Origin of the sequence: Sneathiella sp. P13V-1 (assembly GCF_015143595.1) — a bacterium.
In the GTDB taxonomy this organism is placed as follows: domain Bacteria; phylum Pseudomonadota; class Alphaproteobacteria; order Sneathiellales; family Sneathiellaceae; genus Sneathiella.
In genome coordinates this window covers 905,875-919,764 of the sequence record NZ_WYEU01000002.1, presented here as the reverse complement: position 1 = coordinate 919,764, position 13,890 = coordinate 905,875, and the positions used below count along the sequence as shown (strand labels likewise).

The window sequence follows — 13,890 nt, the reverse complement described above, 5'->3', positions numbered from 1 at the left end:
AGAGAGTGTGTTGAAACTAATCATCCCCTTCTGCGGCCAACAAGAAGCCGCCAAAGAACTCCGCGAAAAAGTCTTTACGGACAAAAAAATGAAGACATTACAACCTGCGCCAGATGGTCAGGGCAGTGCTTTTGTGGAGTGGTGAGATGTCAATAAGCGGTTTGGTTACTATTCTTGTCGGTATTTTTATATTGCTGATTGCCTCAATGAATGAGTTGATTATCGAGGTAGTAATGACAGGCATACCACTTTCGGTGTCGGAAGTAGTATCTAAGCAAGCGATTAAGACGTGTGAGGGAATCTTTGTGGATAATTGTAAAGATATCCCAAGAGTTTACGCTGTCGCTGGTTTAATTAGTTTTGTGACAACACCTTTTATAAGTACTCTTTTATATTGTGTTTCAAGAGTAATGTTAGGTGCGCGTAGCGCTAATCGTCTGTTTGAAATTCGGCGTATTTTCACTCTTCAAAATTCAATCGGCTATCTGGTGTTTAGTTCTACCATTTTCCTTTGTATGGCTTCAGTCTTTTACATTGCTGTTTTTGAGGGGCACCAAAATCCAGCAGGATTGTTGAGGGACTATATCCAATTTGCGGTTTCACTTTTTGGCAATTATTGGATGATTTTAAATTTGTTCTTACTGGGAGCCGTTTGGTCTCTCTTCTTTTTCTGGCTGACCGAAAGTTATTATCATTTTAGGGCAGAGAAGGTTAATGCCTGAAAAAAATGATAGACAAATTCATCCATTGTTAGTGGGATTTTCAAACCCGTTACATCTATTCTTCCTAGGATACAACTAAATTTCCATGAAACGGGATATGGTGGGAGTGTATGTTAGGCAAGTAACACTGGGAAGGGAGTTCGATAGACTTTTTACATTCATGACAGCAGTTGGCGATTTTGAACTCATCAAGCATTCATATTTTAAGGCGTGTAGGCGAGTAATGGCATTCACAAAGTTTTATATCCAAAGCTACAAAATCGATCCGACTTATTGGCGTTCCGGTGATCACAGTTGGTCCATGGATCTAATCTTCCCCTTCAGCGACCAACAAGAAGCTACCAAAGAACTCCGCGAAAAAGTCTTTGAGGACAATAAAGTGATGATATTACAACCTGCGCCAAATGGTCAGGACATGGCAGTGGTGGAGTGGTGAAATGGTCTTAGCTTTGTATGTGATTTTAATCTTGGGCTATGTGACAGCATTAGGGTTCTCAATTGCCTGGTTGTATTTCGTAAGTGTCGATAGATTTTTAATCAGAAGGCAGAGGCAACCTCAATTTTCTGAAAAACTAAAAAGTAGGTATGGGAAAATTTCTTTAGCCCTTTGGATTGTTTCCTTTATTGCAAGTAATTTTGTCAGAATGCTGACGGAGGCTTAGTTAGGTCAAAAACAAATTGAAGAAATCAAAAGCCGCTGTACCCGCAATATGTATTCTTCCTAGGATACAACATCTCCGATTATGAATAGGGCCTGCTCAACGACACTTGCCCCCAACTCGTTTAATCTTATCATATCCGGTTTATAGAGATCGAACTTTTGCAAAGATTGTTTTCTGTAAACTAACCAGTGAAAGCTTCAATTCCAACACCTTAAGATGCTGGCGAATATTAACATTAGAAAAAAGTTGTGTTTAAGTTTGAAGCGGCGAGCTAAATAAGAAAGAATAGCCTGTCGACTCGAATCAAAAATGACCGTTTCAATAAATTTATGTGACAGTTTTATATTTCAATTTCATTCTAAAGTTTAAGTCGAAAAACAGTTTTTAGAATTTCCAGTGATTAAAAAAATAATAATTTCAATTAGATAGATTTTTCAGATTTCTTCTACTAATAAATTAGTTGACAAAAGCGGTGTCTACTAAAATTTTAGAAGACCGATAAATTCGGAGCATTGAAACACCTAGGGAGGAATAACGATGCGAAAATATTTACTCTCTGCTGTAGCAGCATGTGCTGTTATGGCCGGAGCTACAGCGGCGCATGCAGATAGTGCTGCGGCAAAGAAATGGATCGATAACGAATTTCAGCCATCTACACTTACAAAAGAACAACAGATGTCTGAAATGGAATGGTTCATCAACGCGTCCAAACCATTCTCAGGTATGGAAATTAACGTTCTGTCAGAAGGTATTCCGACACACGGATATGAATCTGAAGTTCTGACAAAAGCGTTTGAAGAAATTACTGGCATTAAAGTCAATCACCAGATCCTCGGTGAAGGTGAAGTTGTGCAGGCTGTTCAAACACAGATGCAGACGAAACGTAACTTGTATGATGCATACGTAAATGACTCCGATTTGATCGGCACACATTCACGCCTGCAGCTTGCTTACAACCTGACAGACTTCATGGCAGGTGATGGTAAAGACGTTACCAACCCAATGTTGGATCTTGATGACTTCATGGGTACTCAGTTCACAACTGGCCCAGACGGAGATCTTTATCAGCTTCCAGATCAGCAATTTGCGAACCTATACTGGTTCCGTAAAGACTGGTTCGATCGCCCTGACCTGAAAAAAGCGTTTAAAGCGAAATATGGTTATGAGCTTGGTGTTCCAGTGAACTGGTCGGCATATGAAGATATTGCTGAATTCTTCTCAAAAGACATCAAGGAAATTGACGGCACTACCATTTACGGTCACATGGACTATGGTAAGCGTGCTCCAGACCTTGGTTGGCGTATGACTGACGCTTGGCTTTCAATGGCTGGTGCTGGTTCCAAAGGTGAGCCGAACGGTGTTCCAATTGATGAATGGGGCATCCGCATGGAAGCCGGCACATGTAATCCAAAAGGTGCTTCCGTTTCCCGTGGTGGTGCAGCAAACGGCCCGGCGGCTGTCTACGCAATCCGTAAGTGGGACGAATGGCTACGTAACTACGCGCCTCCAGGTGCAGCATCTTACGATTTTTATCAGTCGCTGCCAGCATTGGCACAGGGTAATGTTGCCCAGCAGATCTTCTGGTACACAGCTTTCACAGCTGACATGGTGAAACCAAAATCTGAAGGTAACAACACTGTTGATGATAGCGGTAAGCCATTGTGGCGCATGGCGCCATCACCACACGGTCCTTACTGGGAAAAAGGCCAGAAAGTTGGCTATCAAGACGTTGGTTCTTGGACAATCCTGAAATCTACACCATTGGATCGTGCGAAAGCAGCTTGGCTCTATGCGCAGTTCGTTGTGTCTAAAACTGTAGACGTGAAGAAATCCCATGTTGGTTTGACTTTCATTCGTGACAGCTCCGTCAACCATAAGTCATTCTCCGAACGTGCTGAAAAACTTGGTGGTTTGGTTGAATTCTACCGTTCACCTGATCGTGTTGCATGGTCACCAACCGGTATTAACGTTCCTGATTATCCAAAACTGGCTCAGATCTGGTGGCAGCAAATTGGTGACGTGAACTCCGGTGCATTTACACCTCAGGAAGCGATGGATCGTCTTGCTGAAGAAATGGACATCACAATGGCCCGCATGCAGCGCGCTGATGAAAGTGCAAATGTCTATGGTGGTTGTGGTCCACGCTTGAACGAGCCTAAAGATCCGTCTGAATGGCTCGGTAAAGGTGGCGCGAAAGCCAAACTGGCAAATGAAAAGCCACAGGGTGAAACAGTAAACTACGATGCACTCGTAGCCCGCTGGAAGAAATAATATCCTCCCCTGTCAAGCGTTTTCCCTACGCTTACAGAGAGGTTGGGGCTCTTCGGAGCCCCAACAACCTATTTTATCAATTCATTGATTTTACATTTTGTTTAACGTGCTGGGACTGACTGTACTATGGCGCTTGAGTTAAAAGAAGTAACCAAAAAGGTCGGGGTGAATACCCATATCAAACCGACATCTCTGGTGCTTGAGCCGGGATTTTTCAATGTCTTGCTGGGCAAGACAGGTTCCGGAAAAACTTCCCTGATTAAATTGGCTGCCGGATTAGACCCTTTGGCGTCTGGTCAGATAATTATGAACGGCCGCGATATCTCGAAAGTTAGCGCCCAGAAAAGAAATATCAGTCTGGTGCACCAGTTTTTTGTGAATTATCCCCATATGACCGTTTTTGACAATATCGCATCTCCATTGCGTGTTGCCGGTATGGCTAAGTCGGAAATTGAAGGTCGTGTAGAAGAAGCTGCAAATATCCTGCAACTTGGCGCCATGCTCAATCGTCGGCCTGATCAACTTTCCGGTGGGCAGCAGCAAAGATGCGCTTTAGCGCGGGCCATTGCAAAGGAAAGCGATGCCGTATTTTTGGATGAACCGCTTGCCAACCTTGACTACAAACTTCGTGAAGAATTGCGTGAGCAGCTTCCTGAACTGTTTGCGGGACGTGGCGCAGTTGTGGTTTATGCCACTTCAGAACCTGAAGAAGCCCTGCTGCTTGGCGGTAAAACTGCATTGATGGATGACGGGCGCGTTACACAATTTGGTGTGACAGCAGATATTTACAGGTCTCCTGCTAATTTGGCTTCTGCTCAGGTGTTTTCTGACCCGCCAATCAACTACGCCAAAGTAGAGAAAAAAGATAACAAGATCGTTATGGGTAATTTGGCTCAATGGGATGTGGATCAGCATACGGGCAATCTTGCTGATGGAATTTACACCGTTGCGATCAGACCAAACCATGTTCTCCCATTTAAATCGGATCAAGCTAACGTTGCCGTAACAGGAGTAGTCAAGGTGACTGAGCTTAGTGGGTCTGAAAGTAGTGCTCATTTCGAAATGGATGAGGTGACCTGGGTCTCACTAGCCCATGGTGTTCACGAATTCAGTATTGGAACGGAGCATCAATTCTACATGAATAGCTCAAATTGCTTCTATTTTGATACCGATGGCAATGTGGTGGGAGACTGATAATGGCTAAAATCACACTCTCACACCTAAGACATAGTTACGAAGCAAATCCACAAGGACCAGATGATTACGCCTTAAAGGAGATTGACCTGGATTGGGAAGATGGCGGTGCTTATGCGCTTCTTGGTCCTTCTGGCTGTGGCAAGTCTACTTTGCTGAACATTATTTCTGGTTTGCTGGTGCCATCGGAGGGGAAGATCTTATTTGACGATCAAGATGTTACCCAGCTAACACCGGACCAGCGCAATATTGCACAGGTATTCCAGTTCCCGGTGATCTACGACACGATGACTGTCTATGACAATCTTGCCTTCCCACTTCGGAACCGAAAAGTTGATGAGGCGACCGTAGATAAGCGGGTTCGTGAAATTGCGGAAATGCTAGAAGTGGAAGATATTCTGAAAAGACGGGCCTCTGGCTTGTCACCCGATAACAAACAGAAAATCTCTATGGGTCGTGGTTTGGTACGTAATGATGTGAATGTGGTGATGTTTGATGAACCACTTACCGTGATTGACCCGCATCTTAAGTGGAAACTGCGCTCCAAACTGAAAGAGCTGCATCATAACGTAAACGCAACAATGATTTACGTAACCCATGATCAGACAGAAGCTCTGACTTTCGCGGATCGTGTTGTCGTGATGGATCTTGGTCAAATTGTGCAAATCGGCACACCAGTTGAGCTTTTTGAACGTCCTGAACATACATTTGTTGGCCATTTCATCGGTTCACCGGGAATGAACATCATCCCGTGCGAGGTCAAAGAAGGTGTCGCGAAATTCAGGGGTCAGACTGTCGATCTGGAAGGACCTATCGATGCGGGCCAATCAACAGATTGTGCTATAGGCGTACGTCCTGAGTTTGTGTCTTTCGGTCAGTCAGAAATGCAAGGCACCGTTAGAAAAGTTTCAGACGTTGGCCGTCATAAGGTTGTTGAAGTGATGGTTGGTGAACAGAAAATTACCGGCATCGTTGCCGAAGAAGCGCCAAATAAAGGTGAAACTGTTGGCGTTATTTTCCAGCAGGATCAAACCAGACTGTACCGCGACGGTTGGTTAGTAACGAAGAAAGCGGATTAAGATCATGAAAACGTATAATCAAAAAGCCTGGATCTTTGTTCTTCCTGTATTGCTATTGGTCGCTTTTAACGCACTGATCCCAATTATGACCGTAGTGAATTATTCCTTTCAGGAAACCTTCGGTGACAACGTCTTTTTCTGGCAAGGACTGGACTGGTTTGAACAACTCTTAAGATCAGATCGGTTCCATGCGGCACTTGGTCGTCAGTTCCTGTTTACTGGTCTCATTTTGGCAATTGAAGTGCCACTTGGTATTGCGGTGGCACTGGCTATGCCACGCAAGGGGTTTTGGGTGCCGGTTTGTCTAGTGACCATGGCATTGCCGATGTTGATCCCATGGAATGTAGTGGGCGCGATGTGGAACATCTTCACATTGCCTGACATCGGCCTGCTTGGGTATTTCCTAAATCACACACTTGGCATTGACTATAATATGACTCAACAACCAATTGCCGCTTGGATTACCATCATTATGATGGATGTCTGGCATTGGACATCATTGGTCGTTTTGCTGAGCTATGCAGGTCTGGTTTCTATTCCGGATGACTATTATCGTGCCGCCAAGATTGATGGTGCATCTGCATTCGCAGTTTTCCGTTATATCCAGCTTCCAAAAATGAAAACGGTTCTGACAATTGCCATCCTGCTACGTTTTATGGACAGTTTTAACATTTATACAGAACCATTTGTTCTCACGGGTGGTGGTCCGGGTAACTCAACCACGTTGCTTTCCATTGATCTGGTAAAAATTGCATTGGGCCAGTTTGATCTGGGTCCGGCTGCGGCAATGTCACTTATCTATTTTGCCATTACCTTGCTTGTAAGTTGGGTGTTCTATTCAGTTATGACCAACCAAAAAGATGAGGAGGAATAGAATATGTCTAAAAGAAGTATTGTGCCTATCCTATATATTCTGTTCCTGTTGCTGCCGATTTATTGGCTGATAGCGATGAGTTTCAAGACGACCAATGAAATTCTTGCGGGATTTACGCTGTTTCCGCAAACTTGGACGCTTGAAAATTACATCACTATTTTCACGGATCCGACTTGGTATTGGGGATATATTAACTCAATCATCTACGTTTCGATCAATACGGTGATTTCCGTAGGAGTTGCTCTTCCAGCTGCTTATGCGTTTTCGCGATTTAGCTTCCTGGGTGACAGAACCTTGTTCTTCTGGTTGTTGACAAACCGTATGGCGCCTGCTGCCGTGTTTGCACTTCCGTTCTTCCAGCTATATTCATCCGTCAATCTGTTTGATACACATTTGGCTGTGGCGCTCGCACATTGCCTGTTCAATATTCCGCTTGCCGTTTGGATTTTGGAAGGATTTATGAGTGGTGTGCCTAAGGAGCTTGATGAAACGGCTTACGTGGACGGTTACTCATTCGGTCGCTTCTTTACGACAATCTTCATTCCAACAATTAAATCTGGTGTTGGTGTGGCTGCTTTCTTCTGCTTCATGTTCTCATGGGTGGAGTTGCTTCTAGCAAAAACGCTAACAGCTGTTGCAGCAAAACCGATTGCTGCGACCATGACTAAAACAGCTTCCTCCGCGGGGTATGAACTTGGTCTGTTGGCAGCAGCTGGTACATTGACAATTATTCCTGGCGCGATCGTTATTTACTTCGTTCGTAACTACATCGCCAAGGGCTTCGCCATGGGTCGTGTCTAATGAGTATTAAAGTAACTAACAAAATAAAGGAGAGGCCATCATGCTAAGTTGGATGGCTTGGACCTGGCCAACGGCCATTGGTTTTATCGCGTTGTTTTCAGCAATGGCTATTTTAACCGTTTTGGAAATCCGCGCACCGGGGCAAAGCGAACGTAGGGGGGTGCTTGGCCTCAAAACCTCTCGCGGGGATCGTTTGTTTCTGACGCTTTTGGGCTCAGCTTATATCTTTCTTGCGTGGCTAGGGCTTGTTGGCCAGCCTCTTTGGTGGCCACTTGGCCTTGCCATCATCTGGGGAGTTTTCTGCTTCAGAAAAGTCTGAAAAGAGGGTTCTTGTCGATCAACTAATATCTTAGTATAGTAAAAGAAAATAAAAGTTGGTGAGGGAGGAACCGCTCGAGCAATGAAATTCTCATTTGATATGGTGGACATTTTTTAAATGCGACAAAAGAAAGACAACACACTCCTGACTGAAGTTGAGTTGGAATTTATGAATGCAGTCTGGGACTTGGGTAAAGGCACTGTGCGAGAAGTGATGAAAAATCTCTCCCCGCCACGTGAACTTGCTTACACGTCTGCGTCCACAATTATGCGAATTCTTGAGCAGAAAAAGTTTCTTGTTAGCGAGAAAACTGAGAAGTCCTTTGTCTACTCCCCAACTATAGAAAAAGCTGATTATCAGTCTAAATCCTTAGCGCACCTATCTGCAAAGCTGTTTAATAATACACCATCGTCCCTAGTCGCGCGATTAGTCGATGATGAAAAACTGTCAGATGATGCTCTTCAGGAGATTAGAGATTTGCTCGACAAGAGGTTGGGAGAAAAATGACAGTTGAAACCGCACTCGACGTATTCATAGATGCCAACATACTTTTGCTGGTGACGTGTTTGGTTTGGTCAACGGTTTTAGCGATCTCCCCTCGTATTGGGCTGAAAAGTAATTTCCAGTCCCAGCTGTTATTTCTGAATGGCAGCATCGGAGCCATATTCTTAAGTCCCATTGTCGTTTATTTCTTTGGCGGTTGGGCCTCACAAAATTCTCTAAACATTTCGGATATGATTGTCGCCGGTTATCTAAATGGTAACTTCAAAATGGACGCGGAGCAGTTGCAGTCAACCCTTGGGCTCCGTGAAGAAATCGTTCGCGAAATTGTAAATTTAAGCAGTATATCAGCAAAAATATTCGTTGGTTTATTTGCCGCCACTTCGATGTTTTTTGTCCTTCGACTAGTTCTGCAAGGGTATCGTCTTTGGGTCCAACTGAAGAATAGTTATCTTCTGAAACGCTTCCGTTATGTACATATCTTGGTAAGTGATGAGATCTCAATTCCTTATTCAACACGTGGGTTGTTTCAACGTTATATCGTCATTCCTGAAAGCATGCTGACCCATCAATTGGATCTTCAGATTGCGGTAGGCCATGAGTTGCAGCATATCCGTCAAGGCGATGTGGAATGGGAATTCTTTATGGAAATCCTGAAACCGCTTTTCTTCTGGAACCCTGCGTATTATGTCTGGTGCGCACAAGTCAGAATGCTGCGTGAATACGCATGCGACCAGATCATTGTCCGCCGTTCACCTCACGGTATTCGCGCTTATTGTGAGTGCCTATTGCGTGCAAGTCGTTCAAGCACTGAGCAGCATGGTCAACTGCCGACGGTTGCACTGGTGGAGAAAAGCCACTCTGAAAAATCAAAGCGCAGCTTGCTTCGAAAGCGCATCGTTGCAATGACAAGTGATCAGGGTCGGAAGGACTCCAAACTGGTTGCTGCAGCAGTTTCGCTTTCTCTCGTTGGGATCGTCTTTGCGACTTCAATTTTGATGCACAATCCAAAAGACTGGTCACACGATCGTTTGATGCTTTCCACCATCATTAATCTTGAGCGTATGAACTCCCTGAACAAAACAATACCTGTACCTTCTTATGAGGGAAATACAGCGAAATAGAATACGCTTAAAAAATCGGGAATTTAAATAACTGCAGAAAATCGAAACATTTCTGCAGTTATTTTTTTGCGTAAAACTCTTACTGAAAGGGTACATTAGATTCGAAACTTGCCGAACTGATCGTAAAATATAGGATTTATTTTCCCAATATTTCCAGTGTGAACATACAAGGAACATATCCGAATAGCTATTTATCATCAATGTTCTAAAAATATGTTGCTAATGAGAACAAAACATGTACATTGCTTTTATTGCATCCGCAGTGATCCTATGAAATAAGGATGGGGGACCAGATGGTACAAGCAGCATTGAAACTCGTCGAAGCAGGTAGCATGGATAAGAAAAAAGCTCTAGAAGCAGCAATGGGTCAGATTGAACGGGCCTTCGGTAAAGGCTCGGTTATGAAACTGGGTCAGCAGGAAGCCCTGGATATTGAGGCTATCTCTACAGGATCGTTGGGATTGGATATCGCCCTTGGCATTGGTGGATTGCCTAAGGGACGTATTGTTGAAATTTACGGACCGGAAAGCTCTGGTAAAACCACATTGGCGCTGCACGTCGTGGCAGAGGCCCAAAAAGCCGGTGGTACTTGCGCGTTCGTGGATGCGGAACATGCACTTGATCCGGTTTATGCCCGCAAATTGGGTGTGGATATTGACGAGCTGTTGATCTCTCAGCCCGATACCGGGGAACAATCCCTTGAAATTGCCGATACACTTGTGCGCTCTGGCGCCGTGGATGTTCTGATTATTGACAGTGTGGCTGCTCTGGTGCCTCAGGCTGAGTTGGAAGGCGAAATGGGCGATACCCATGTAGGTCTTCAAGCACGTTTGATGAGCCAGGCGCTTCGTAAGCTGACAGGCTCTATCTCACGCTCTAACTGTATGGTGATCTTCATCAACCAGATCCGTATGAAGATCGGTGTGATGTTCGGTAACCCTGAGACAACAACCGGCGGTAACGCCCTGAAATTCTATGCATCCGTTCGTCTTGATATTCGCCGCATCGGTCAGATTAAGAATAAGGAAGATATTGTCGGCAACCAGACCCGTGTGAAAGTGGTAAAAAACAAAGTGGCCCCGCCGTTCAAGGTTGTTGAATTTGACATCATGTATGGCGAAGGCATCTCCAAAATGGGTGAGATCCTGGATCTGGGTGTAAAGGCCGAAATCGTTGAGAAATCCGGATCCTGGTATTCCTACGATAGCCAGCGTATTGGTCAGGGACGAGAACAGGCGAAAACCTTTCTGAAAGAAAACCCGGAAATGACTGCGGAAATTGAAAACAAAATCCGCGCTAATGCCGGTATCCTTGGGGATGAAATGCAAGGCACCCCTGAAGAGGATGAAAGCGAATAAGTCGAATGTAACTTGAAACAAAAACCGGCCCTTCGCGGCCGGTTTTTTTGTCTCGGCTTTTGGGGCAATCTGATGCAGACTAACGAAAATAATAAAAATAAGGGAAAATCTATGTCTCAAGAGATTGTCGAAAAACTTATCGGCGTTTGGGAGTTGCAAGACTGGCGTTCTGTTCGCAATGGTGAGTTTTATAGCTTCCCCATGGGAGAAGACGGAAAAGGCCAGCTTATCTACACTCGCGAAGGAATGATGTCAGGATTTCTGATGCGTGCTGACTTTGGAGATGAACCTGCGCGTAGTGACACGTCAGCTAAAAAGTCACTTTCCTATGGTGGTCGCTTTTATGTGAAGGGCGATGAAGTTTTTCATGAGGTAAGTTTATCGACAATTCCGGAGTGGCTCGGCACCGATCTTATTCGAACCATCATTTGGCAAGGGGATAACCTCTTGTTGAAGACAACGCCACAGAAGGGGCGTGACGGGGCAGAGTATTCAAATGAGCTTCTTTGGAAGAGAAGCGCACCTGTTTATTAAGGGATTTAAGGAAATAGAGCCATGATTGCTGTCATATTTGAAGTAGAGGTCAAACCGGAATATCTAAACTCATATCTGGATGTTGCCGCTACATTAAAAGCTGAGCTTGAGCAGATTGATGGCTTTATTTCCGTAGAGCGTTTCCAGAGCCTGACGCATGAAGGAAAACTTTTATCACTTTCCTTCTTTCGAGATGAGGAGGCAGTCAGAGAATGGCGCAATCTTCCTAGTCATAGGGACGCTCAGAAAAAAGGGCGGCATACCTATTTCAAAGACTACCGCTTGAGAGTGACAGAAGTGCTTCGGGATTACGGCATGTCTGAGCGCAATGAGACACCAGAAGATAGCGTTAAACAAAATGGATAGGTTATTTACGTTTCCTGCGCACCAGAAAGCCCGCTATAGCAATCCCCGCCGCAAATAGGGGAAGACCAGCGGGCAAGGGGACGGAACTGATCACGTCCGGCGTCACCAGATCAAATTTGAAATTCTGGTAAAGCATTCCGCGCGGGTTTAAAGGCAGGTTCGTATTTGAGTCATTGTTGAGGAAAATACGGGACACTTCAAAAGGACCAACGAACTGAACTGTCCCATTTCCTGTCACACCGATTGAACTTAATGGATTATTATTAAGATCAAAAAGGGTGACAAAAACCTCATCCCCTTGATCGTATCCTAAAAAATCGATGGATACGTTTTTGACAGGCGCGTCAAAATTCACCCAAAGATCCCCGAGACAATCCAGAGAACCACCGGCACAGATCGTTCCGTTATTCCCATCTCCAGGGAAACCTGTGTACAAGTGGTAGCCAGAATTGGAGGTGAAAGTCGCCCCGGTAATACTGAGGTTAGATTGGTTGTTGTAACCAAGAGGTGGCGTTTCAACAAGATTAAGAGAGGCCGCATTCACGGTAGTTGAAGCAACTATCGGCGCCAACAACGCCGAAAGAGCAAACCAAACCCGTCTCAATCTGATTTTCATCACCGCATCCCCCTCTGAATACAGAGCTATATTAGTCAGAGCAGGAATTTCGGTAAAATAGTTAATAAATGGTTAAGGTGTGTTCGTTTGGGGGATGTGTCATTTATGCCCACCGGACACAAAAAAAGGCCGGCAAAAACCGGCCTTTTTAAATATGAATGGGAATTTAGCCCAATTCTTTTTGCAGGTTCCGGTCAATCGCTGCCAGGAACTCGTTTGTTGTCAGCCATGACTGATCTGGTCCTACAAGAAGGGCCAGGTCTTTTGTCATTTCGCCGCCTTCAACGGTAGCGACACAAACTTTTTCAAGTGTTTCAGCAAAAACTTTCAACTCATCATTGCCGTCCAGTTTGGCACGGTGCAGAAGTCCACGTGTCCATGCGAAGATAGACGCGATTGGGTTTGTGGAAGTTTCGTTGCCTTTCTGGTGTTCGCGGTAGTGACGTGTCACTGTACCGTGAGCCGCTTCAGCTTCAACTGTCTGTCCGTCTGGTGTCATCAGAACGGATGTCATCAGGCCGAGAGAGCCAAAGCCTTGTGCAACTGTGTCGGACTGTACGTCGCCGTCATAGTTTTTACATGCCCATACAAATTTACCGGACCATTTCATGGCACATGCAACCATGTCGTCGATCAGACGGTGTTCGTATGTGATACCTGCTTTGTCAAATTCTGCTTTAAACTCGTTCTGATAAACTTCTTCGAACAGATCTTTAAAACGACCGTCATATTTTTTCATGATGGTGTTTTTAGTGGAGAGATACACAGGCCAGCCGCGTGCAAGACCGTAGTTCATGCAGGCACGGGCGAAACCACGGATGCTTTCATCCAGGTTGTACATGCCCATAGCAACACCGGCATCAGGGAAATCGAAGATTTCGAATTCCATTTCCTCACCGCCATCGGCAGGTGTGTATTTCATTGTCAGTTTACCAGGACCCGGGATCAGCATGTCCGTTGCACGGTACTGGTCACCAAATGCGTGACGGCCAATAACGATTGGGTCTGTCCAGCCTGGAACCAGACGAGGTACATTGCTACAGATAATAGGTTCACGGAAAACTGTACCACCCAGAATATTACGGATAGTTCCGTTAGGGGAGCGGTACATTTCTTTCAGATCGAACTCTTCAACACGCTGCTCATCAGGTGTGATGGTCGCACATTTAACACCAACGCCATACTGCTTGATGGCATTTGCAGCATCAACAGTGATCTGGTCGTTTGTGGCATCACGTGATTCCATGCCCAGATCGTAATATTTCAGGTCGATATCCAGGTAAGGGAGGATGAGTTTCTTCTTAATGAAGTCCCAGATAATCCGGGTCATTTCGTCACCGTCCAGTTCAACAACTGGATTCTTGACTTGAATCTTTGCCATGTTGAGAGATCCTTCTTCGCCTAACAAATTTGTTCAGTGCGCGCAAAATAGCATTGCTTGCAGAACAAGCAAGTTGTGCTTTGCAAAA

16 protein-coding genes are annotated in these 13,890 nt (G+C 44.9%); 14 read left to right on the top strand and 2 right to left on the bottom strand.

All coding sequences use genetic code 11. From position 1 onward, the window contains the following. Positions 1 to 7 precede the first annotated feature (7 nt). From GUA87_RS11405 to GUA87_RS11340, 14 genes are all read left to right on the top strand, one after another. Positions 8 to 145 carry a hypothetical protein gene (locus GUA87_RS11405; RefSeq protein WP_193716675.1) on the top strand — a complete coding sequence of 46 codons (138 nt, stop codon included), beginning with the start codon at positions 8 to 10 and terminating at the stop codon, positions 143 to 145. Between the two features lies 1 nt (position 146). After that, entirely contained in the window at positions 147 to 722 is a 576-nt protein-coding gene (locus GUA87_RS11400; protein ID WP_193716674.1) for a hypothetical protein, read from the top strand. 223 nt (positions 723 to 945) lie between these two features. Beyond that, a complete protein-coding gene (locus GUA87_RS11395; protein WP_193716673.1) occupies positions 946 to 1,158 on the top strand; it encodes a toxin-activating lysine-acyltransferase in 213 nt (70 codons plus the stop codon). A 763-nt stretch (positions 1,159 to 1,921) separates the two neighbouring features. Next, complete coding sequence (locus tag GUA87_RS11390) at positions 1,922 to 3,655, top strand: ABC transporter substrate-binding protein (protein ID WP_193716672.1); 1,734 nt, start codon at positions 1,922 to 1,924, stop codon at positions 3,653 to 3,655. 126 nt (positions 3,656 to 3,781) lie between these two features. Beyond that, a complete protein-coding gene (locus GUA87_RS11385; RefSeq protein ID WP_193716671.1) occupies positions 3,782 to 4,849 on the top strand; it encodes an ABC transporter ATP-binding protein in 1,068 nt (355 codons plus the stop codon). A gap of 2 nt (positions 4,850 to 4,851) precedes the next feature. Beyond that, positions 4,852 to 5,928 (top strand): ABC transporter ATP-binding protein, encoded by a 1,077-nt coding sequence (locus tag GUA87_RS11380; protein WP_193716670.1) that lies wholly within the window; start codon positions 4,852 to 4,854, stop codon positions 5,926 to 5,928. A 4-nt stretch (positions 5,929 to 5,932) separates the two neighbouring features. After that, positions 5,933 to 6,802 (top strand): carbohydrate ABC transporter permease, encoded by an 870-nt coding sequence (locus GUA87_RS11375; protein ID WP_193716669.1) that lies wholly within the window; start codon positions 5,933 to 5,935, stop codon positions 6,800 to 6,802. A 3-nt stretch (positions 6,803 to 6,805) separates the two neighbouring features. Then, the gene (locus GUA87_RS11370; RefSeq protein WP_193716668.1) at positions 6,806 to 7,603 is read left to right on the top strand and encodes a carbohydrate ABC transporter permease; all 798 of its coding nucleotides are present in this window, start codon (positions 6,806 to 6,808) and stop codon (positions 7,601 to 7,603) included. Between the two features lie 40 nt (positions 7,604 to 7,643). Further along, positions 7,644 to 7,922, top strand: a complete 279-nt coding sequence (locus GUA87_RS11365; RefSeq protein ID WP_193716667.1) for a DUF2160 domain-containing protein — start codon at positions 7,644 to 7,646, stop codon at positions 7,920 to 7,922. A 117-nt stretch (positions 7,923 to 8,039) separates the two neighbouring features. Then, positions 8,040 to 8,429 carry a BlaI/MecI/CopY family transcriptional regulator gene (locus tag GUA87_RS11360; protein ID WP_193716666.1) on the top strand — a complete coding sequence of 130 codons (390 nt, stop codon included), beginning with the start codon at positions 8,040 to 8,042 and terminating at the stop codon, positions 8,427 to 8,429. Next, the gene (locus GUA87_RS11355) at positions 8,426 to 9,547 is read left to right on the top strand and encodes a M56 family metallopeptidase (protein WP_193716665.1); all 1,122 of its coding nucleotides are present in this window, start codon (positions 8,426 to 8,428) and stop codon (positions 9,545 to 9,547) included. Before GUA87_RS11360 ends, GUA87_RS11355 begins: the two co-directional genes overlap by 4 nt. Before the next feature lie 293 nt (positions 9,548 to 9,840). Beyond that, positions 9,841 to 10,905: a recombinase RecA gene (recA, locus tag GUA87_RS11350; protein ID WP_193716664.1), complete on the top strand. Its 1,065-nt coding sequence runs from the start codon at positions 9,841 to 9,843 to the stop codon at positions 10,903 to 10,905. 111 nt (positions 10,906 to 11,016) lie between these two features. Continuing rightward, on the top strand, positions 11,017 to 11,439 hold the full coding sequence (locus tag GUA87_RS11345) for a lipocalin-like domain-containing protein (RefSeq protein WP_193716663.1): 423 nt from the start codon (positions 11,017 to 11,019) through the stop codon (positions 11,437 to 11,439). Between the two features lie 21 nt (positions 11,440 to 11,460). Beyond that, the gene (locus GUA87_RS11340) at positions 11,461 to 11,805 is read left to right on the top strand and encodes an antibiotic biosynthesis monooxygenase family protein (RefSeq protein ID WP_193716662.1); all 345 of its coding nucleotides are present in this window, start codon (positions 11,461 to 11,463) and stop codon (positions 11,803 to 11,805) included. Position 11,806: 1 nt separating this feature from the next. Here GUA87_RS11340 and GUA87_RS11335 read toward each other — a convergent pair whose 3' ends face one another. Both GUA87_RS11335 and GUA87_RS11330 read right to left on the bottom strand, forming a co-directional pair. Then, the gene (locus GUA87_RS11335; RefSeq protein ID WP_193716661.1) at positions 11,807 to 12,421 is read right to left on the bottom strand and encodes a VPLPA-CTERM sorting domain-containing protein; all 615 of its coding nucleotides are present in this window, start codon (positions 12,419 to 12,421) and stop codon (positions 11,807 to 11,809) included. A gap of 166 nt (positions 12,422 to 12,587) precedes the next feature. Further along, complete coding sequence (locus GUA87_RS11330; protein WP_193716660.1) at positions 12,588 to 13,802, bottom strand: NADP-dependent isocitrate dehydrogenase; 1,215 nt, start codon at positions 13,800 to 13,802, stop codon at positions 12,588 to 12,590. Positions 13,803 to 13,890: the final 88 nt, after the last annotated feature.